This window comes from Clostridium sp. AM34-11AC, from assembly GCF_003435375.1.
GTDB classification, from domain to species: Bacteria; Bacillota; Clostridia; order Lachnospirales; family Lachnospiraceae; genus Pilosibacter; species Pilosibacter fragilis.
In genome coordinates this window covers 430,704-450,237 of the sequence record NZ_QWGL01000001.1, presented here as the reverse complement: position 1 = coordinate 450,237, position 19,534 = coordinate 430,704, and the positions used below count along the sequence as shown (strand labels likewise).

The 19,534-nt window shown below is 49.5% G+C and carries 19 protein-coding genes; 12 read left to right on the top strand and 7 right to left on the bottom strand.

The genetic code is table 11. The annotated features are described in order from the left end of the window. Positions 1-272 precede the first annotated feature (272 nt). The 4 genes from DW826_RS02050 (at position 273) to DW826_RS02035 (ending at position 5,180) form a co-directional block, all read left to right on the top strand. On the top strand, positions 273-2,312 hold the full coding sequence (locus DW826_RS02050) for a DHH family phosphoesterase (RefSeq protein ID WP_117551870.1): 2,040 nt from the start codon (positions 273-275) through the stop codon (positions 2,310-2,312). 1 nt (position 2,313) lies between these two features. Then, the gene (gene rplI, locus DW826_RS02045; RefSeq protein ID WP_117551869.1) at positions 2,314-2,760 is read left to right on the top strand and encodes a 50S ribosomal protein L9; all 447 of its coding nucleotides are present in this window, start codon (positions 2,314-2,316) and stop codon (positions 2,758-2,760) included. A gap of 172 nt (positions 2,761-2,932) precedes the next feature. Then, positions 2,933-4,273, top strand: coding sequence for a replicative DNA helicase (gene dnaB, locus DW826_RS02040; RefSeq protein WP_015552984.1), 1,341 nt, complete (start codon positions 2,933-2,935; stop codon positions 4,271-4,273). 241 nt (positions 4,274-4,514) lie between these two features. Further along, the gene (locus tag DW826_RS02035) at positions 4,515-5,180 is read left to right on the top strand and encodes a helix-turn-helix domain-containing protein (protein ID WP_117468996.1); all 666 of its coding nucleotides are present in this window, start codon (positions 4,515-4,517) and stop codon (positions 5,178-5,180) included. A gap of 120 nt (positions 5,181-5,300) precedes the next feature. Here the strand turns inward: DW826_RS02035 and DW826_RS02030 are convergent, their stop codons facing one another. Continuing rightward, positions 5,301-5,471 carry a 4Fe-4S binding protein gene (locus DW826_RS02030; protein WP_117483534.1) on the bottom strand — a complete coding sequence of 57 codons (171 nt, stop codon included), beginning with the start codon at positions 5,469-5,471 and terminating at the stop codon, positions 5,301-5,303. A 591-nt stretch (positions 5,472-6,062) separates the two neighbouring features. Here DW826_RS02030 and DW826_RS02025 point away from each other — a divergent pair. Then, positions 6,063-6,269, top strand: a complete 207-nt coding sequence (locus DW826_RS02025; RefSeq protein ID WP_015552988.1) for a DUF1858 domain-containing protein — start codon at positions 6,063-6,065, stop codon at positions 6,267-6,269. 273 nt (positions 6,270-6,542) lie between these two features. Here the strand turns inward: DW826_RS02025 and DW826_RS02020 are convergent, their stop codons facing one another. Then, on the bottom strand, positions 6,543-7,307 hold the full coding sequence (locus DW826_RS02020; RefSeq protein ID WP_117483533.1) for an adaptor protein MecA: 765 nt from the start codon (positions 7,305-7,307) through the stop codon (positions 6,543-6,545). Between the two features lie 274 nt (positions 7,308-7,581). On the opposite strand from DW826_RS02020, the gene DW826_RS02015 reads away from it, so the two are divergent. The 4 genes from DW826_RS02015 to DW826_RS02000 all read left to right on the top strand — a co-directional run bounded on the left by DW826_RS02015 (position 7,582) and on the right by DW826_RS02000 (position 12,053). Beyond that, positions 7,582-8,934, top strand: coding sequence for a serine/threonine-protein kinase (locus tag DW826_RS02015; protein ID WP_181967957.1), 1,353 nt, complete (start codon positions 7,582-7,584; stop codon positions 8,932-8,934). After that, entirely contained in the window at positions 8,883-9,485 is a 603-nt protein-coding gene (locus DW826_RS02010; RefSeq protein WP_147327120.1) for a hypothetical protein, read from the top strand. The genes DW826_RS02015 and DW826_RS02010 overlap by 52 nt, the downstream gene beginning before the upstream one ends. Positions 9,486-9,762: 277 nt before the next feature. Beyond that, positions 9,763-10,062 carry a hypothetical protein gene (locus tag DW826_RS02005; protein ID WP_117469290.1) on the top strand — a complete coding sequence of 100 codons (300 nt, stop codon included), beginning with the start codon at positions 9,763-9,765 and terminating at the stop codon, positions 10,060-10,062. A gap of 347 nt (positions 10,063-10,409) precedes the next feature. Then, on the top strand, positions 10,410-12,053 hold the full coding sequence (locus DW826_RS02000) for a glycosyl hydrolase family 18 protein (RefSeq protein ID WP_117514443.1): 1,644 nt from the start codon (positions 10,410-10,412) through the stop codon (positions 12,051-12,053). 33 nt (positions 12,054-12,086) lie between these two features. On the opposite strand, the gene DW826_RS01995 is transcribed toward DW826_RS02000, so the two are convergent. The 4 genes from DW826_RS01995 to DW826_RS01980 form a co-directional block, all read right to left on the bottom strand. Then, entirely contained in the window at positions 12,087-12,947 is an 861-nt protein-coding gene (locus DW826_RS01995) for a tyrosine-type recombinase/integrase (RefSeq protein ID WP_117551867.1), read from the bottom strand. Positions 12,948-12,984: 37 nt separating this feature from the next. Continuing rightward, entirely contained in the window at positions 12,985-13,839 is an 855-nt protein-coding gene (locus tag DW826_RS01990; RefSeq protein WP_117551866.1) for a tyrosine-type recombinase/integrase, read from the bottom strand. Between the two features lie 239 nt (positions 13,840-14,078). Beyond that, positions 14,079-15,464, bottom strand: a complete 1,386-nt coding sequence (locus DW826_RS01985; RefSeq protein ID WP_181967956.1) for an amidohydrolase — start codon at positions 15,462-15,464, stop codon at positions 14,079-14,081. Positions 15,465-15,525: 61 nt separating this feature from the next. Then, entirely contained in the window at positions 15,526-16,578 is a 1,053-nt protein-coding gene (locus DW826_RS01980) for a beta-eliminating lyase-related protein (RefSeq protein WP_117551864.1), read from the bottom strand. Positions 16,579-16,831: 253 nt separating this feature from the next. Here DW826_RS01980 and DW826_RS01975 point away from each other — a divergent pair, with 253 nt between their 5' ends. The 3 genes from DW826_RS01975 to DW826_RS01970 are packed head-to-tail and all read left to right on the top strand — an operon-like array spanning position 16,832 to position 18,127. Then, the gene (locus tag DW826_RS01975) at positions 16,832-17,530 is read left to right on the top strand and encodes an N-acetylmuramoyl-L-alanine amidase (protein WP_117483594.1); all 699 of its coding nucleotides are present in this window, start codon (positions 16,832-16,834) and stop codon (positions 17,528-17,530) included. A 17-nt stretch (positions 17,531-17,547) separates the two neighbouring features. Then, entirely contained in the window at positions 17,548-17,724 is a 177-nt protein-coding gene (locus tag DW826_RS18160) for a hypothetical protein (RefSeq protein WP_181967955.1), read from the top strand. Continuing rightward, positions 17,681-18,127 (top strand): hypothetical protein, encoded by a 447-nt coding sequence (locus tag DW826_RS01970; RefSeq protein ID WP_117514451.1) that lies wholly within the window; start codon positions 17,681-17,683, stop codon positions 18,125-18,127. The genes DW826_RS18160 and DW826_RS01970 overlap by 44 nt, the downstream gene beginning before the upstream one ends. A gap of 47 nt (positions 18,128-18,174) precedes the next feature. Here the strand turns inward: DW826_RS01970 and DW826_RS01965 are convergent, their stop codons facing one another. Then, positions 18,175-19,485 carry a M18 family aminopeptidase gene (locus DW826_RS01965; RefSeq protein WP_015553000.1) on the bottom strand — a complete coding sequence of 437 codons (1,311 nt, stop codon included), beginning with the start codon at positions 19,483-19,485 and terminating at the stop codon, positions 18,175-18,177. Between the last annotated feature and the right edge of the window lie 49 nt (positions 19,486-19,534).

The window sequence follows — 19,534 nt, the reverse complement described above, 5'->3', positions numbered from 1 at the left end:
AATTTCATAGACCGTAGTGCAATGTCCGCCCCAAGCGGATCATGGACAAATGCCTGTATCTATGGTATACTATCCCCAAAGTCGGTTCTGATACATGGAGAAATTCTGCCTGAATTTCTCCATGCATAAAAAGGCACTAACGTGTCAAATGCACACTCGCGCAAGAAGAGTCTATCGCAAGCGACTGCGCTCGGCGCGAGAATGTGTCAAGGCACATTCTTTTTATGGTCTTGCTATGCCCATTTTTAAAGGGCGGCGGATAGGAGATAAGAATGAAAGATGATAAAAAGGTCAGCCATATTCTGCAGCTTTACCTTCAATGGCCGGTATTTTTAACGGCACTGGTAATTCTTGCGGGAGCTGCGGTCAACCTGATCTCACGCAAGGCGGGATTCGTGATGCTTGCATTTACGGTGATCTACGCGGCGTGTGCCGGAACCCTGTATATGTACGGAAAGAAGCGGGCTCTCGGCAGTCTGGTGTCCTTTGCGTCGGCATACAGCTGGAGCCAGAAACAGCTTCTGGCGTCTCTGGAGCTGCCCTACGCGATCGCGGACACGGAGGGTAAGATCCTTTGGATGAACCGCGCCTTTGAGGCGGTGACCAAAGAAGAGAAGAGCGCAGGGAAAAGCCTGACAATGCTCTTCAAGGAGATCACAGTGGAATCCCTCGAGAAGATGGAAAATGCGATGGAAGTCCATGTGATCTATGGGGAATCGAAATACCGCGTGAGTATGAAATGCGTGACGATCCGCCCGGATGAGCTTGCCTCCGGAATCCCGGAGAAGCAGACGGAGAAGCAGATCCTTGCGGTATATCTCTATGATGAGACAGAGCTCTACAACTACAAGCAGGCGATCACAGACCAGAAGATGGTCGCGGGCCTGATCTATCTGGACAACTATGATGAGGCGTTGGAGAGCGTCGAGGAAGTCCGCAGATCGCTCTTAACGGCCCTGATCGATCGAAAGATCAACAAGTACATTTCTGCGGTCAACGGTATCGTAAAGAAGCTGGAGAAGGACAAATATTTCTTTGCGATCAAGCAGTGCTATATGCCGCGTCTGGAAAAAGAGCGGTTTGGACTGCTTGAGGAGGTAAAGACCGTCAATATCGGAAACGAGATGGCGGTGACCTTAAGTATCGGTATCGGAATGAACGGCGATACCTACAGCCAGAACTATGATTATGCCCGTACAGCAATCGATATGGCCCTCGGCCGCGGCGGTGATCAGGCGGTAGTAAAATGCGGCCAGAAGATCCAGTATTACGGCGGAAAGGCCCAGCAGTTAGAGAAAACGACCCGTGTCAAGGCCCGCGTCAAAGCCCATGCCCTCAGGGAGCTTCTTGAGACAAAGGACTGCCTTCTGATCATGGGACATAAGATCGGAGATATCGACTGCTTCGGCGCGGCGATCGGAATGTACCGGATCGCGTCTGCCCTGAACAAAAAAGCACATATCGTGATCAATGAAGTGACCTCCTCGGTGCGTCCGATGATGGAACGCTTTGAGACCGGCGATTATCCGAAGGACCTGTTCCTCACGGGAAGTGAGGCCGCGGATATCGTGGATAACAATACGGCGCTTGTCGTTGTTGACGTCAACCGCCCGAGTATCACAGAAGAACCGGACCTTTTAAAACTCGTGAAGACGATCGTTGTCATCGATCACCACCGTCAGTCCAGCGAGATCATCACAAACGCGACTCTGTCCTATGTAGAGCCTTACGCGTCATCTGCCTGTGAGCTGGTTGCGGAGATTTTACAGTATGTTGCTGACAGTATCCGGATCAAATCTCCGGAGGCGGACGCTATGTACGCGGGAATCGTGATCGATACGAACAACTTTACAAATCAGGCGGGCGTCCGCACCTTTGAGGCGGCGGCGTTCCTTAGAAGAAACGGAGCGGACGTGACGAGAGTACGGAAGCTGTTCCGTGACAGTATGGAGGACTACAAGGCGAGAGCCGAGGCAGTCCGTCAGGCAGAGGTCTATAAGAAATGCTTTGCCATCAGCGTGTGCCCGGCAGAGGGCGTGGAGAGCCCGACAGTAGTAGGCGCACAGGCTGCAAACGAGCTTCTTGACATTGTGGGAATGAAGGCATCTGTCGTTCTTACCCCATATGAAGGCAAGATCTATATCAGCGCGAGATCGATCGACGAGGTCAATGTCCAAGTCATGATGGAAAAGCTGGGCGGAGGCGGACACAGAACGATCGCAGGTGCGCAGCTCCCGGGTGCTACCGTTGAGGAGGCCAAGGAGAAGGTGAAAGGCGTCATCGATATGATGCTGGAGAAAGGAGAAATTTAAGATGGAAGTTGTATTATTAGAGGATGTGAAGGCACTTGGAAAAAAGGGTCAGGTCGTAAAGGTAAATGACGGATATGCGAGAAACTTTATCCTTCCGAGAAAGCTTGGTGTTGAGGCGACATCCAAGAACTTAAACGATTTAAAGCTCCAGAAAGCAAACGCGGAGAAGGTTGCGGCAGAGCAGCTTGCGGAGGCTAAGAAGCTTGCGGAAGAGATCGATAAGATGTCCGTAACCGTTTCGATCAAAGCCGGCGAGGGCGGACGCGCGTTCGGTTCCGTCTCCACAAAGGAGATCGCGAAGGCGGCGAAGGACCAGTTAAAGCTTGATATCGACAAGAAGAAGATGGTTCTGCCGGAGCCGATCAAGAGCATCGGAAGCTTTGAGGTTCCGATCAAGCTCCACAAGGAAGTAACAGCAAGACTCAGCGTGAAGGTCGTTGAGGCGTAAAGACTGAATGTCTGCCGCGTGTGCAATACGCGGACAGCATAGTTGAAATTCAGGGCAGGAAACCAGGTAGAGGTTCCGGCTTGCAAATAAGAAAGAAAACGGCTTCTGCAGAAATATATGCAGAAGCCGTGCGAAGTTATAGACACAGACGTACAGAGAGGAAATCGGACAGATGGAAGAAGCGTTAGTAAAAAGGGTTTTGCCGCACAGCGTTGAGGCGGAGCAGTCGGTGATCGGTTCCATGCTGATGGACAGGGATGCGATCATCGCGGCATCGGAGATCGTGGTCGCGGACGACTTTTATCAGCGTCAGTACGGGATCATGTTTGATACGATGGTGGAGCTGTTCAATGAGGGAAAACCGGTGGATCTGGTCACGCTTCAGGACAGACTGAAGGAAAAGGATGTCCCGCCGGAGGTGTGCAGTCTGGATTTTGTCCGCGATATCCTGGCGACGGTTCCGACTTCCGCGAATGTGCGCTCCTATGCCACGATCGTCCATGAAAAGGCGGTTCTCCGCCGCCTGATCAAAATCAACGAGGAGATCGCCAACAACTGTTATTCCGGAAAGGACAGCCTTGAAGTGATCCTGGCTGACACGGAAAAGCAGATCTTCAACCTGTTGGAAAGCCGCGCTTCCGGCGATTTCGTGCCGATCCGTCAGGTCGCGCTGAACGTCCTTGATAAGATCGAGCAGGCGACCCGCTCAAAATCCACGGTAACGGGTCTTCCTACCGGATTTATCGATCTCGATTACCGGATGTCCGGCCTCCAGCCTTCGGATCTGATCCTGATCGCTGCCCGCCCGTCTATGGGTAAGACGGCGTTCGTACTGAATATTACGGACTATATCGCGGTCCGGAGACAGAAGACCTGCCTGATCTTCAGTCTGGAGATGTCGAAGGAGCAGCTGGTAAACCGTATGCTGTCCATGGAGTCCAACGTGGATTCCCAGAAGCTCCGTACCGGTACCCTGACGGATGCGGACTGGGACGCTGTCGTGGAAGGAATCGGTACGATCGGAAGCTCCAAGCTTGTAATTGATGATACGCCGGGTATTTCCATCATGGAACTTCGTTCCAAATGCCGGAAGGTTAAGCTGGAACATGGTCTCGACCTCGTTATGATCGACTACCTGCAGTTAATGTCGGGCAGCGGAAAGAACGGAGACAACCGTCAGCAGGAGATCTCTGAGATCTCAAGATCTTTAAAGGCCATCGCGAGGGAGTTGAGCGTCCCGGTGATCGCCCTGTCCCAGCTTTCCCGTGCCTGTGAGACAAGAACGGATCACAGACCGATGCTTTCGGATCTTCGAGAGTCCGGAGCCATCGAGCAGGATGCCGACGTTGTGATGTTCCTGTACCGTGACGATTATTATAATAAGGATACGGATAACCCGAACACGGCGGAGGTTATTATCGCGAAACAGCGTAACGGCCCGATCGGAACCGTATATCTTGGCTGGAAACCGGAACTGACCCGGTTTGTGAATATTGCGAAGGAGCAGCAGTAAATGCATGGTCAAGCGCCTGCTTTCGAATGGAATTTGAAGGAATTTCATCGGAAGCGGGCGTTTTTGTCATATTGGGACATGGCTTCACATATATTATTAGCAATCTGATAACGGTTTTGCAGGCATGCGGCAGTCTGTGGACATGCTGAGAAACTGGATCAAACAGAGTCGAACAATCGTTGCGGTTCATGGCAGAAATTTCGAACTGTGACGAAAATCATGTGAAAGGAAGAGGACGACCATGTCAGAAACACATTATCTGATCTCCGATGCCTCGAAAAAGGTTGATGTGGAATCTCATGTACTTCGGTACTGGGAGGAGGAACTGGAGATGAACATCCCTCGCAACGAGATGGGACATCGGTATTATACGGATTTTCATATCCGTCTTTTTAAACAGATCAAGGAATTGAAGGAAAAGGGGTATCAGTTAAAGGCGATCAAGACAGCGCTGGCGAAAACGCTGGACGCGGAGGGGGAATCGGTGGCGCCCACGGATGTTCTTGAGGAGGATGTTATGACGGCATTGAAGGAATGTACGGAGCAGGAGAAGAGAGATCTGGAAAAGCTGGATCCGGGGGAAGCCGCGGAACTCATGAACCGGGAAAAAGCGGAGCAGTTCAGGGAGTTTCTTACCCAGATGATCGGACAGGCCATCGAGGAGAACAACGAGAAGCTGAGCCAGGATATCAGCCGGATGGTGAACGATAAAGTGTTAAAGGAGATCGATTACCTGATGCGGGTGGCAGATGAGCGGGACGAAGAGCGGTTCCGGCAGCTGGATGAGACGATCCGGCTTTATCAGAAGGAGAATAAAGGGAGGGCGGAAGCTGCGGCGGCGAAAGCGCCGTTTTTGCCGTCGATCTTCAGAAAGAGAAAGTTTGGGAGAAATGGGAATAAGCTTTGATGAGAGTAACAATGAGAACTCCTTTCGCGAAGATCCGGATTCTGGATCAGAATCCACAGAAATCAAAAAGCCGCTGTTCGAATAGAACAACGGCTTTTATGTATTGGTTTGCGTTTGTGATCAACCCTCGTTGATTGCGCCTGTCGGACAGACACCAGCACAAGTACCGCAGCTGATGCAAGTATCAGCGTCGATTACGTACTGTCCATCTCCCTGAGAAATAGCGTTTACCGGACATTCACCAGCACAAGTACCGCAGCTAACGCAGCTATCGTTAATTACATATGCCATAACAAAATACCTCCTTTGTTTATTTCTTTCATTCTATAATAAACGGTTAAATTATTCAAGGGGAAAATTGTGAAAAAATGTACCTAATGAGGAACAAAAATCCAGTAAACATGCGGTTAGACAGTCACAACTCGAGTTAGTCTATTCTTACCTTTGCAGACAAAACTTTGCAGACAAAAATCAACCCGCTGTCATTCAGCTGAAAGCATTTCATGATGGTCAACATAGGCGGACAGGCATTTTCTAAACTGGAAATACCATATCATACAGGAATGCATGATGGTTACTGTACGCGGGTAGGAATTTTCTGAACTGAAAATTCCGTATGATACCGTTATGACCGCGGATTTTGCCGATTCGGAATGCGAAGCATCGGCAAAATCCAGTTACAGTGCGCGGGCATGGAGTGCCCGTGTACTGTAACTGCATGATGCGGCTGTACCAGCAGATTTTGCAAAACCACCTTGCCAAGAAACGAAAAAAGTATTATACTCTCGATATGCTGGCAAATGCGGCGATATGTCCGTTATGCCGGAAACAATCGTAGAAAATTGCCCTCGGCAGATTTCGAAGGTGAAAGGAGGATTTATCATGCAGATTTCAAAAGAAATGCTCATTGGTGAGCTTCTTCAGGTTGATGAGAATATGGCTCAGATTTTAATGGGCGCTGGAATGCACTGCATCGGATGCCCGTCTTCTCAGATGGAGTCTCTGGAAGAGGCTTGCATGGTTCACGGAATTCCGGTAGAAAAACTTGTAAGTGTAATTAACGAGTATCTGGCTCAGAAGCAGCAGTAATGTATGTGACCGCTCGAGAGAGTTTTGGTTTGCTGACTGTGCGAAAGGTCGGAGAATGTAAGAAGGACTGCGGTCAGGGAGAATTTTCCCGGCTGCAGTCCTTTTTCCATTTTGACATATATGGAGCAATGTGCCATAAAAATTCTATATGTTGAAAAAACAAGGGGACATTTTGGAAACAGACTTTGCACATAAAAAAGCATCTGTATAAATCTGTGGAATGCAGCTTTTTACAGATGCTCTATTTAAATATTGATCAATTGGGAAGTCAGATTATAAGTTCTGCAGCACCTTAAGCGCGTCCTTCTTTACGATCACATCATAATGTTCCGCATAGTAAGCGCCGGACGCAGCGGCATCGCCTTTTAACCTTGTTCCGTATTCGGAGAGAGTATTGCAGACTCTGTTGAAGGAACTCTCACTGTCATTTTCCTTCTTGAGGATCAGGTAGAAGACCCCATTTTCCGGATTCTTGTAGAGAATACTGTTTCCCTTAAAAACAGCACCGGTCTGCCGTGCGGCTTCACAGACGAGGTCGAGGGAAGAAAACTGGTAGATCCTTGTAAACTGAGCCGGATTCTTCGTCTCTTCCTTTCCCTGCGGTCCATTTGCCGTTGCAGCTGGTGCCGCAGGAGCTTTTTCTCCCTCCGGCTTTAAAATTCCGCTCTGGGTCAGGATATTGATCAGGCCGTCAGCGCCTTCCAGCACTTCCGCGGTGAGATTTCCCCATCCGTTATCATTCTCGTCCTCTTCCGGTGAGAACTTGGAGAACCGGGTATCCAGTTCCTCTGGATCTTCCATCTTCGTAATGATCAGCATAACACTCTCGTTCGCCATCGGGATCGCCTCGACCATAAGCGGGATATCCTCGGCCTCGAAACCGACCTCATTTGCGGCGCGCTGGATCATCTCGCGGAAAAGATTACGGGCTTTCTCGCTTCCATAAGCCAGCTCGCCGAGATTCATATTCCGGACACTCAGGTCAAAGTTGCTGAGGGTGCAGCGGATCTGATTTTCATTGATACGTTCTATTTTCATAGGATCACTTCCTGTCTGGTTAAAATCAAAATATTCGCGGTATGCTGTAATTCCCATTATAAGAGGGCAGAAAACCGCATTTTTATATTTATAATATACTATATCCTATTCAGTTTTTGCAATCGTATGAGGGAAATTTATTAAAATTTAATCAGTTTGACATCTACAAGATGGTCTGAAGCGGGAGTGTGTATATTAGAATAGTCGCAAGAGGTTGTGTTGCCGGAAGGAGGTGTGACGGTTTATCGAGCGCGTTCTGTTTGGCAAGTATCGGTTGTGCAGAGAGCTGGGAAACGGGCGATCCGGTACTGTATATCTGGCGTATCACGTTGAGCTGGAAGAATACAGGGCGGTAAAAGTAGTCCCGAAATCCCTGGCGGATTATGATACTTTTAGAAAAGAAGCACTTTTTCTGAAAACACTGAGACATCCGGGAATCCCCATCGTCTACGATGTGGAGGAAGATACCGGATACAGTTATCTGATCGAAGAATATCTGGAAGGCGAATCTTTATATGCCCTGGTAAAACGCCTGGGCAGCTTGTCGGTTAAGGCGGCAGCTGATCTTGGAATACAGATCTGCCGTATCATTCAGTTTATGAATTCAGCAGAAAATCCTATTTTATATTTAGACTTGCAGCCCAAAAATCTGCTGGTGTGCAATGGAGTCCTTCGTCTGACGGATTTTGATCATGCACAATACGCGTCAGATGCCGCTGCGTTTGGTGAGCGGTACGGAACGATCGGTTTTGCGGCACCGGAACAGTACACGGGGGAACCACTGGACTGCCGGACGGACGTGTACGCGATCGGTGCGCTGCTCTACTTTATGAGCCGTGGGGATGCGCCGGGAAGTGTTCCGGAATACAGGAATGAACCGGAATACAGGATGTTTGACCGGATCATCCGCGGGTGTATGGAAAAGGAGAAAGAAGCGCGTTACCAGAGTGCGGATGAACTGCAGGAAACGCTGCAGGAGCTGCAAAATCAACTGAAGGAACAGGCAGCAGAATCTCGAATCGTTGTTTTTGCCGGGGCGGCAGCAGGGATCGGAACAACCCATGCGGCTCTCGGAATGTCTCATTTTCTGACCCGGAATGGGTGTCCGGCTTTATATCAGGAAGCTTATGATACGTCTGCGGTTCGCACACTTGCGAAAAATATGGGAATCAAAACGGACCGGACCGGCGTATATCGAATCGGATGCGGAAGCATCCGGCCTTATTATGGCGAGGCTGTGAAGCTGCCATATCTTTATTTTCCAGTAATCATAAAGGATGTGGGAGTGATCCGCCCGGAAGAGAAACTTCCGGAAGCAGATTTTTATGTTCTTGTATGCGGGGGAAAATGGTGGGAGATCGACAGGACTGTGAATGCGGCGAAGATCTTAAAAAGCCGTGGGAATGTGATCCTGCTCTTCAATCATATGGAGAAAAAAGCACGTCTGAAACTTCCAAAAGTTTTATCTGATATTCATTATTTCTTTCTTCCGTTCTTTTCAAATCCATTCAGAGAAGATAAAGCTGCCAACACCTGTTACCGGGATCTATGGAACGATGGTACAGGGGAAACCAGATGGAAAAGAAAAAAATTATCACAGAGAATCAGGAGAAGCGATGCAGAATGATCGGAATCGCTGGGAGCAATACCGGGGTGGGGTGCACCCATTTTTCGATCATGCTGACAAACTATCTCGCGGGATACCTCAGAAGGAAAGCCATACTGCTGGAATTTAATGAGTCGGGGGACTTAGAAAAGCTTGAATACGTCTGCACGGGGCAGATGGGACAGAAAAATCCATACAGGGTACTGGATGCGGATTATTATAAGTATGCAGGGCCGGAGGCTGTGAAGGAGGTGCTTCAGAGGGGATATGACGATATCCTGATCGATTTCGGATCGGTCAAAGATGGCGCAAACGAATTATATTGGAGATGCGATAAAAAGTTCCTGGTGGGTTCCTTTACGGAGTGGCAGCAGGAGAGTTTCCGGGAATTCGAGATGGAACAGAGAGCGAAACAGAAAAAAAGCTGGCAGAGTCTCGCGGTATTTGGAAGCGAGGAGACCAGAAGAGAATTCTCGAGAAGATTTCGGATCAATGCAGAACGGATTCCGTTTTCAGCGGATGCCTTCTCGGTCACGAAGGAGTGCGGGGAATTTTTTCAGCGTATCCTGTAAAAATGACATAAAAGGACGATTTCCCTAACCGTTATAAAGGGAAAAGCCTGATACTCAGAAATGTCACAATAAATGAGATCTGACCGGCTAAGAATACAGCAGCGGGGAAAAACATGTCACAGTATAACCTTCTTCAGTCATCGCGGAAAAGCCGGGAACAGAGGCATTTAGTAACTTAAAATCGACAGCGCAGAGGGAGAACGTTCAATGAAGAGCATCGATAAGACCGTGCATGCCATAGATATGCGGCACGAAGAAAAGAAAGGTGTATATGGGTATGGAAACAGCAAGTGGAACGTATGACTCGGAAAATCGAAGTGTCGAGGAGATGACGCGCTATCTGAATGGACTTAAGCGGTACACGGAAAAAGGGATCCCGATCTACATGGACGGAAAACTTTCCGGGCAGAGAGAATGGGAGAAACTGTTTGAAGTTCGTGAGGATGGAATGTTCTATATGGGAGATTATGTCCAGGCGGAAGGCGGCGGTCTGAAGGAGATACGGTTTGATAAGGTCTATCTGAGCGAAGCGGATATCATGGAGACGAAAGGTCGGAGGAGAAGAACGAGAAAATAAGGAAAGACGGAAGATACCGAATAGAATGGATCTGGCGGTACTGGATAGCAGTAAATCACACGGAAATGAACCAGGTTATATGTACGAAGTAATATAGATTCAACAGCTGGGGGATCGTTCTGCCAGATGATTCGTAAGACTGCTGACAACAATTCGTTACAAAAAGTTAACAGACAGACATTCTGCGTTGTGGTATACTTAAGCTATCTTGAAGATCCGGCAAAGTATACGATCTGTGTATACCTTGCCGGATCATCCGTAATAAATAACGATTCAGCATGCCGCCGGTGAGAGACGGAAATGAACGCAGAGTTCTGGGAACCGGCGTGCGGAAAGAGTGATAACGAATGAGAAAAGTAGTTCCTGTATTGGTTGCTGTCGGTCTGATCATCCTGATCGCCGTGGGATTTGTCGGTTTCCAGGTACTGGACCGGTATATGCCGACGAAAGAGCGGGCGGATCTCGCGGAAGTCTATGATGTGTCCGGGGATGAGACCGCGATCCTCTATAACTATGAGCGGCAGGAGCAGACAGGAATCTATGAAAATGGACAGACGTATCTGCCGGTCTCCTGGGTGAATGACCACATTAATGAGCGGTTCTACTGGGACAGCACGGAAGACCTTCTCGTGTACGCGCTCCCGGACCAGATCGTCTATGCGGACGCGGAAACAAAGGGGTCCAACGGCGCTCCGCTGCTTCTTGTAAAAGATGAGGAGGTCTATCTGACGCTGGGGTTGATCGCAAACTATACGGATGTGCAGATCCAGACCTTTGACTCCGGGGATGGAAGACGTGTCCTGATCAATGACTGGGGAACAAGAAATATCGCGCGGGTGAAAAAGGCTGGAAGTCTGAGAGTAAAAGGCGGCGTAAAGAGTAAGATCCTCACAGACCTCGCAAAGGACGATACGGTGACCGTTCTCGATACGATGGAGAAATGGTCCAAGGTCGCATCTTCCAACGGAAATATCGGATATGTGGAAAATAAGCGCCTGGCAGCCGCGGAGAGCCAGAAATTTTCCGGAAATTTCACAGCTCCTGTATACAAGAATACCAGCATGAGCGGAAAGATCGTTCTCGGCTGGCACCAGGTAACAAGCCAGGACGGAAACAATACCTTTGACAGTATTGTGGCAAAGACAAAAGGGATGAACGTGATCTCCCCGACATGGTTTTCCCTGACAGACAACAACGGAAGCTATAAGTCACTGGCGAGCAAAGATTATGTGGCGAAGGCCCATGCAAAGGGGCTCCAGGTGTGGGCGCTGATCGACAACTTCAGTGCCGATGTCCAGACGGAGACGCTGTTAGCATCCACCTCTACCCGCCGCAAGCTGATCGACAGCCTGATCGCGGATGCGGAAAAATATGACCTGGATGGCCTGAACCTTGATTTTGAGAGCCTGAAAACAGAGGCGGGCGTCCATTATATCGAATTTATCCGGGAATTATCGATCCCGTGCCGCCAGAAAGGCATTGTCCTGTCCGTGGACAACTATGTTCCGGCGAGATACAACAGCTTCTACAACCTGAAAGAACAGGGAACCGTTGTGGATTATGTGATTATGATGGGATATGATGAGCACTTTGCGGGCGGCGAGCCGGGCTCTGTGTCCTCTATCAGCTACGTGAAGAATGGAATCTCCGGAATGCTCGAGGATGTCCCGAAGGAGAAGCTGATCAATGCCGTTCCGTTCTACACGAGACTCTGGATCGAAGCCGGGGACGGATCCATCACCTCCAAGGCGATGGGAATCGCGGATGCGAAGAAGTGGGTAGACAATAACCAGGTGGAACTCACCTGGCAGGCGGATACCGCCCAATATTACGGTGAGAAACAGACAAATGACGGTGCCTGGTTCCTCTGGATGGAGGAGGAGCGGTCCTTGAAAGAAAAGATGAACGTGGTCCGTCAGAACGATCTGGCGGGAGTCGCGTGCTGGAAACTGGGGTTTGAGGATTCTGCCGCGTGGGATTCCATCCAGTGAAACTAAGATCATAATGGCGCTTTTACGCCGGACCTACCAGGTCACCATCTTGTCCAGCAGGAGTTTCTGTTCCTTGCTGGAACGTGTGAGATAGATGCGGGTGGTCTCGATGCTCTCATGCCCGAGAAGATCCGCCAATAGAGAGATATCGCTGCTGCGAGCCAGAAAATTCTTCGCGAATCGGTGGCGGAAAGAATGAGGGTACATGGTATCAGGATCGATGCCATACCGGACTGCATAGTGTTTTAATTGGGAATGGATGCCTCTGGTCGTCACGGGGCGTCCATTTTTTCCCACAAAAAGAAAGCCGGAGGTGATACCGCGGCGGTCACACCAGGCTTTTGCCTCCTGACAGAGGGAATCCGGGATGTAGATGCGGCGGATCTTCCCACCTTTGGAGTAGAGATCAAGATACCCGCAGGCTAAATGTTCCGCCTTGATCTGCACCAGCTCACTGACCCTGGCACCGGTGGTCACCAGAAAACGGACGATGAAATACCAGAAGTCGTGGTGTTCTGCTTTCAGGTTCCGTTGGAGCGTCTCACAGTCCTCGTTTGTGATGATGGAATCCTGGAAGGTGTCCCGGGAAATCTTTACCGAGCGAAGACGGAAGCCGGAGAGATCCGGGGAGAGCTCCGGCTGTTCTTCTTCCAGAAAAAGTAGAAAATGATTTACGGCGTAGATACGCTGATTGATCGTTGCAGGGCGGTAATTGGCAATTAAAAGACTCCGGTATTTTCGGAGAAGAGATTCAGTTGGAACGGGGTAGAGGGACAGAAGCTGTCTGATAGCCCTCCCATATGCATCTCCGGTATTTCCAGACATATTCTTTTTTCTTAAATATAATCTAAATGATTCTGCCAGGTTTTCCTGGTCTTTTGGAAGTTCTTTCATAGTGTATCCTTTGAATAATAACAGGGCAGCAGGAATTTTACCAGTTTACGATCTGATTGAAAAGGTTCTGTTGTTCGGTACTGCTTTTATGCAGATAAATGCGGGTAGTCTCAATACTCTCATGTCCGAGAATGTCGGACAGGAGCGCAATATCATCACATTTTTCTATAAAATTTTTGGCAAACAGATGCCGGAATGCATGGGGATGTACGACAGATGGATCCAGATTGTATCGAAGTGCAAAAACCTTAAGCTGATCCCGGATCCCGTTTGTGGTGATCGGATTTCCGAAACGGTTTAAAAATAAGCTGCCGCTGGTGCGCTTTTCGTTTTGAAGCCACAGCAGGCAGGTCTCCTGGACATTTTGCGGGAAGTAGATCCGCCGGATCTTATCACCTTTTGAGTACAGGTCCATCTGACCGCGGATCATATCTTCCACACGGATCTGGAGAAGTTCGCTGATCCGCACGCCAGTGGCGGTCATGATCCGCACGGCAAAGTAGTAGGTAGGCTTTCCGTCACGCAGAAGACATTTTTTCAGGTACTCATAGTCGGCCTGGCTGATCACATTTTCCAGAAATGGTTTCTGTTGAAGGCGGACCATAAGGACCCTGGAGTCAGGAAGCTCGAGAAATTCCATAAAACAGTTCATTGCGCGGATCCTCAAATTTACGGTGTTGGGCTTGTACCTGTCGATGAGATAGCATTTATAGAGCATCAGATTGTCATGTGTGACTTCGGGGTACAGGGAAAGAAAATGCCTGGCAGTATAGAGATAGGAACGGATCGTCTGGTAAGATTTTCCATTCCGGAGCAGCCACGCTTCGAACCTGGAGAGTTTTTGACGGGCCGTTTCAGAAAGACGGTCTGTGGGAAGAGCAGTTTTTCTCATAGTATTATCATACCTTTCTGTTTTTGAAAGTATTTTATCGCAGGAAACAAAAAGAGCAAGAGAAAACTGGAGAATACGTTGTTGATGGGGAAAGGAAGGAGGAAAAGCAAAAAATCCGTCGGAGACATGGGACATCTCCGACGGACGTTTATATAAGCTGTATATGATTGGAAATGAACAGACAATGCTTTTGGGAAATGTTCGGTGGCATTGCGCTGCCCGGAAGGAAATTGGGTTGCTTAGTTCTGGAAATCTACAATCGCGTTTCCCTTTTCATCATATCGAACAGCATCCTTATCAAGTGTCAGTGCGTCGATGGCATCAAGGTATGCCTTGATAGACGGGTACTGCGGCTTGTAGTTTGCGATGATCTCTTTTGCTGCCACAGCATTGTTGGAGAGCAGGGCATCTACGAGGAAGAGCTGAACCTTTGCGGCGTTCACGCACATGCGGTTCGGATCGGTGATCTGGAAGTCGATGCCGTGGAGTGTGCCGACAGCGCCGCCCGCGTTGATCTGCACGCCCGGCATTACGCAGGTGACATCGCCGAAATCGGAGGAACCGGTGCTCCAGCCGTTATAGTCGAAGACAACTTTCTTTCTTCCGCAAAGTGCCACGCAGCAGTCCTCAGCCAGCTTCATGAATGTCGGATCATGATACTCCGGAGCGTAACCAGGGCGGTCGCTCAGCTCAACGCCTGCGCCCATAGACAGTGCGGCACCGGTCAGTGCACGGTTTACCTTGATATTCTCGCGTTTGATCGCCTCTAAGGATTTTCCACGGACATAACTCTCGATCTTCATCTCATCCGGGATAATGTTTACGGCGCAGTTTGCGCCCATGAGGATCGGATGGAAGCGGATCGTATCTTTCTCCTGGAATGTCTCACGGAGGTCGTTGCATGCCTGGAGACCCAGCATAGCGGCATACTCCGCGTTGACTCCCATATGGGGAGCTCCGCCTGCATGGGCAGATTTTCCTTTGTAGCGGATATTTTTCGCTATACATCCGTTCATTCCGAGCAGTGCCTGAAAGTCAAGATCGGTATCGCCGTCCTCATTGACACCAGAGCCTTTTGTCATGCCGTGAACCATCATAGCCATGTCGACACCATCTAAGAGACCACGGTACATGAACTCGGTCTTACCGCCGTTGTACTTGATGATGCCTTTCTGGCGGAGTTCTTCACGGAATGCCAGCTGGATCATTTCCTCAGCCGGAACGACAACGAGGCGGATGGATCCGCAGAGACCGTCGAGGGCGTAGGGCTGTTTCAATACGGCTGCGATTCCTAAAAGTGCAGCGGACTGGGCGTTATGTCCGCAGCAGTGGGTCATTCCGTTTACGGATTCCGGATGGTTCGCGATGTCGAGGGCATCCAGCTCACCGAAGATCGCTACCTTCGGGCCTGGTTTTCCTGTCTCAACATCGGTGTAAAAGCCCGGAATGTTTCCGGCTTTGACGAGAGTGTATCCAAGTGCCTCGTATTTCTCTACGAGATAGTCGTGAGCCTGCCACTCGGTGTAGCCGGTCTGCGGATGAGCCCAGATCCAGCGCTCCGCGTCGAGGATGAGCTGTTTTGCGGTATCTACGTTGTTTACGATCAGCTGTTGCCTGTCAGTCATGGAAATACCTCCTGAAGTATGTAATATTGGACGGAACCAGACGCTGTACGGGAGCATCAGGTCAAGTCCGGTTCATCTTTAAAAGCTCGATCAGCGCGTCAGTGTGTTCCTTCGTTGTCGCCCAGCTTGTGGCGATCCGGATCACGGTATGGGAGTCATCATATTTCTCCCAGAAGCTGAATTCCGCCTGCTCCTCCAGGCGGTGCAGAACTTCGTTCTCCAGAATAATAAAGATCTGGTTTGTCGGAGTCTCGAGGAAGAACTGGTAACCGTTTTCCTTTAACGCCAATTTTATCGCGGCTGCGCAGGTGAGGGCAGACTCCCCGATATGAAGGTATAGATCATCCGTGAACAAAGTATCGAACTGGATCCCAAGAATGCGGCCCTTCGCGAAAAGTGCACCATGCTGCTTTACGATTGTAAAAAAGTGAGAAATCAGCGCTGGATCCGGGATTACAACCGCCTCGCCGAAGAACGCTCCGCACTTTGTTCCGCCGATATAGAAGACATCGCAAAGTCTCGCAAGATCCCTTAATGTCACGTCATTTTCCGGGGAAGCGAGAGCGTAGGCAAGTCTCGCACCATCCACATAGAGAGGGAGATGGTACTTACGGCATGCCTCGCTGAGGTCGGTCAGTTCTTCCAGGGAATACAGGGTTCCGTATTCCGTAGGCTGGGAGATATAGACCATACCCGGCATAACCATGTGCTCATGATTATCATCAGATAAAAAAGTATCCATATAAGAGGTGACCTGGGCGGCTGTGATCTTTCCATATGTATGGGGCAGCGGGAGCACTTTATGTCCGCCGAATTCGATGGCACCGGCCTCATGGACTGCGATGTGCCCGGTCTCCGCACAGAGAACGCCCTGATAGGAGCGGAGAAGCGCGTCGATCACGGTAGCGTTTGTCTGGGTGCCGCCCACGAGGAGATAGACTTCCGCGTTTGGAGCGCCGCAGGCTTTGCGGATCTTATCCCGGGCAGATTCGGAGAACTCATCGAGACCGTACCCGGAGGTCTGCATCATATTTGTGGAGAGCAGCTCATTCATGATAGCCGGATGGGCGCCTTCCATGTAATCGCAGACGAATTTCAGTTTTTCATTTGCCATGTTAGAAACCTGACCTTTCGTGTTGTCTGACTCTATTATACAGATGACATATTGATGTGTCAATGCAGGAAAGTATATGAAAAAATCTGAAAACACTGAGGGAAATATGGGGATTCAGCTGATGATGGCGATAAGAGCGGAAGCCAGAATCCAGAACTTTTTTTGGATTGAACGGAGATAGGAAAATCCGCACATAAACAGGTTCCCCATGAAATAGAGTATTATGAAGAGCGGATTTTCGGGGAAACAGAGCATGAAGCAGAAAGTGATAGAGCCGGTTCTCGGCATATGCCTGCTCGCCATGGTGGTCATGGCGGTGAAATATGGGAGTATTCGTGTGACGGGGAGCGGTGACGCCTACATAAAAGAGACACCGGTGGTGGTGGTCGATGCCGGACACGGCGGAACAGATCCCGGCAAGGTTGGAGTCGACGGGAGCCTGGAGAAAGATATCAACCTGGCTGTGGCGGAGCGGTTGAAAACGTACCTGGAACAGGATGATGTGAAGGTCATTATGACGCGGGAGACGGACACGGGACTTTATTCCGAAACGGACAGCCGGAAAAAGATGGCGGACATGAAGAAACGGTGTGAGATCATTGAGGAGAGCGGCGCGGACCTTGTGGTCAGCATCCACCAGAACAGCTATCACGAGGAATCCGTCTCTGGCGGACAGGTATTCTATTACCGGGATTCGTCAAAGGGAAAGGCGCTGGCGGAGATCCTGCAGGACCGGTTTGACTATGTTTTAGGGGACCAGAACCGGAGACTTCCGAAGGCGAATGCCAATTACTACCTCCTTCTGCATGTGAAATGCCCCATCGTGATCGTGGAGTGCGGATTCTTAAGCAACCGGAAGGAAGCAGCGCTTTTAAACAGCGGGGAGTACCAGGATAAGCTGGCATATACGATTCATATGGGGATCATAGAGTACCTGAATAAGAAGCAATGAGATAGGAAAATGTACAAATGAAGAGAAATAAAATCGTCATATTATACAAAAAAGGTCCACCTGTTTTTAACTATCCGATATGGCATTTAAAAGGTCAATATGCTATGATTCTTTTACCAATGGGGACGAAAAAAATGAAGGAGGGATACTTTGACGAAAGAAGATATGAAACAGATTTCAGACCTTATGGATGAAAAATTTATTGCATCGGAAGGCCGGATGCGAGCGGAGATTGTAGCATCGGAGGCGCGGACAGGAGAAAAGATCGATAGGGTGGAAAATAATCTGAGTGCAGAAATAAAGAAGAATCGTATCAGCATGACAAGGCATATGCAGGAGCTGAATGCCAAATGGGTTGAAACAAATGAAAAACTGGATCGTATGCTTGCAAGGATGGATGGAATGGATAAGAATATGAGCGCGATGCGGGCAGAAATGGACGCAGTGCCTAAGCGATTCGACGCGGTAGAGACAAATCTGGGCAGAAAAATTTCAGAATCGGAGGCAGTTACCCGGAGATATACGGAAAAACTGTTTTTCCAGGTGGCAGAAGGCAAAAAGAAACGTTCTGTACGTTCATCTGGGCTGGAAGGATAAAAGATCCGCCGGAGACACGAATATTCCGGCGGATCTTACTATCAGAATTACTCAAGTACAAGCGTACCGTCGCCCTCAGCACGGATCGCGGATTTGAAGAACTCCTCAAATGCTTTCTCCAGGTAGGCCATATCCTTGGAGCCTGCAGTCTCATACGGGGAATGCATAGCTAACTGCGGAAGTCCGACGTCTACCGTGTTTAAGGAAACCTGCGCGTTGGAGATATTTCCGAGAGTGGAGCCGCCGAGGATATCGGAACGGTTTAAGAATTCCTGGTACGGAACACCTGCGCGCTCGCAGAGGCAGCGCATAACAGCTGCGGAAACAGCGTCTGTTGTGTACTTCTGGTTTGCGCTGTGCTTGATTACGAGACCGCCGTTTAAGTAGGTGCGGTTTGTCGGGTCGGTCTTGTCAGCGTAGTTCGGATGTACGGCATGTCCGTTATCCGCGGATACCATGAAGCTGGAAGCGAGGGACGTGAGGTACTCTTCCTCTGTTCTTCCAAGGCTGCGGTTGATGCGGCGGAGAATGTCGTAAAGGAATGTGGAGCCGGCGCCCTGTTTTGTGCCGCTTCCTACTTCCTCGTTGTCAAATACGGCAACGACCGGGATGCAGCGGTCGCTCTCACTGTTTAAGAGAGCCATTGTGGACGTGAATGCGCACTGGAGATCATCAAGACGCGGAGCGGAGATAAACTCGCCGTCGCAGCCCCATACAGTACCTTCCATACGGTTGTAAAGGAAGAGGTCCATTCCTTTGATCTGGTCAACGGAAACGCCTGCCTCCTCAGCGATCATCTCTTTGAATGCCTTTCCGGAATTGCTCATGCGGTATAACGGAAGCATATCTTTCTGGATGTTGTACTTGTAACCGTCGTTTACTTCACGGTTCATGTGGATTGCGAGGTTCGGGATCATGAGAAGATCACGGTCAACGTTGATCAGTTTTGTTGTGAGACGGTTGCCGTCTTTTACGATGATGCGTCCTGCAACGGAGAGAGGTCTGTCGAACCACGGTGCGCAGAGCATTCCGCCGTACTTCTCAACATTTAATTTTACATACTGGTTCTCGATGTTCATCTCAGAAGACTCTTTGATCTTTAAGGTCGGGGAGTCGCTGTGGCTTGCCGCGATATGGAAGCCGGAATAATCCTTGCGGGATACCTTGAATGCGATGATCGCGGACTGGTTGCGGGTTACGAAATACTTTCCGCCCTCAGCGAGATTCCAGGTATTGCCCTCAGCGAGACGCTCGAAGCCTGCCTCGGTCAGGTAGTTTGCCAGTTCATGAACAGCATGGAAACCGGTCGGACTCTTTTTGATAAAAGAAAATAATTCCTCATTCAGATTCTGAATCATGTTTTTGTTACTCCTTTCGATAAATAACCCCTGTAAGTCATACTACATT

Bases quoted from the DNA above. Each gene is read 5' to 3' on its own strand.
- DW826_RS02035 (WP_117468996.1), top strand. From the start codon at position 4,515: ATGTCAGAAACACATTATCTGATCTCCGATGCCTCGAAAAAGGTTGAT.
- rplI (WP_117551869.1), top strand. From the start codon at position 2,314: ATGGAAGTTGTATTATTAGAGGATGTGAAGGCACTTGGAAAAAAGGGT.
- DW826_RS01995 (WP_117551867.1), bottom strand. From the start codon at position 12,947: ATGAAAGAACTTCCAAAAGACCAGGAAAACCTGGCAGAATCATTTAGA.
- DW826_RS01975 (WP_117483594.1), top strand. From the start codon at position 16,832: ATGAAGCAGAAAGTGATAGAGCCGGTTCTCGGCATATGCCTGCTCGCC.
- DW826_RS02000 (WP_117514443.1), top strand. From the start codon at position 10,410: ATGAGAAAAGTAGTTCCTGTATTGGTTGCTGTCGGTCTGATCATCCTG.
- DW826_RS02030 (WP_117483534.1), bottom strand. From the start codon at position 5,471: ATGGCATATGTAATTAACGATAGCTGCGTTAGCTGCGGTACTTGTGCT.
- DW826_RS02005 (WP_117469290.1), top strand. From the start codon at position 9,763: ATGGAAACAGCAAGTGGAACGTATGACTCGGAAAATCGAAGTGTCGAG.
- DW826_RS01980 (WP_117551864.1), bottom strand. From the start codon at position 16,578: ATGGCAAATGAAAAACTGAAATTCGTCTGCGATTACATGGAAGGCGCC.
- DW826_RS02050 (WP_117551870.1), top strand. From the start codon at position 273: ATGAAAGATGATAAAAAGGTCAGCCATATTCTGCAGCTTTACCTTCAA.
- DW826_RS01990 (WP_117551866.1), bottom strand. From the start codon at position 13,839: ATGAGAAAAACTGCTCTTCCCACAGACCGTCTTTCTGAAACGGCCCGT.
- DW826_RS02020 (WP_117483533.1), bottom strand. From the start codon at position 7,307: ATGAAAATAGAACGTATCAATGAAAATCAGATCCGCTGCACCCTCAGC.
- DW826_RS01965 (WP_015553000.1), bottom strand. From the start codon at position 19,485: ATGATTCAGAATCTGAATGAGGAATTATTTTCTTTTATCAAAAAGAGT.
- dnaB (WP_015552984.1), top strand. From the start codon at position 2,933: ATGGAAGAAGCGTTAGTAAAAAGGGTTTTGCCGCACAGCGTTGAGGCG.
- DW826_RS02010 (WP_147327120.1), top strand. From the start codon at position 8,883: ATGGAAAAGAAAAAAATTATCACAGAGAATCAGGAGAAGCGATGCAGA.
- DW826_RS18160 (WP_181967955.1), top strand. From the start codon at position 17,548: ATGAAGAGAAATAAAATCGTCATATTATACAAAAAAGGTCCACCTGTT.
- DW826_RS01985 (WP_181967956.1), bottom strand. From the start codon at position 15,464: ATGACTGACAGGCAACAGCTGATCGTAAACAACGTAGATACCGCAAAA.
- DW826_RS02025 (WP_015552988.1), top strand. From the start codon at position 6,063: ATGCAGATTTCAAAAGAAATGCTCATTGGTGAGCTTCTTCAGGTTGAT.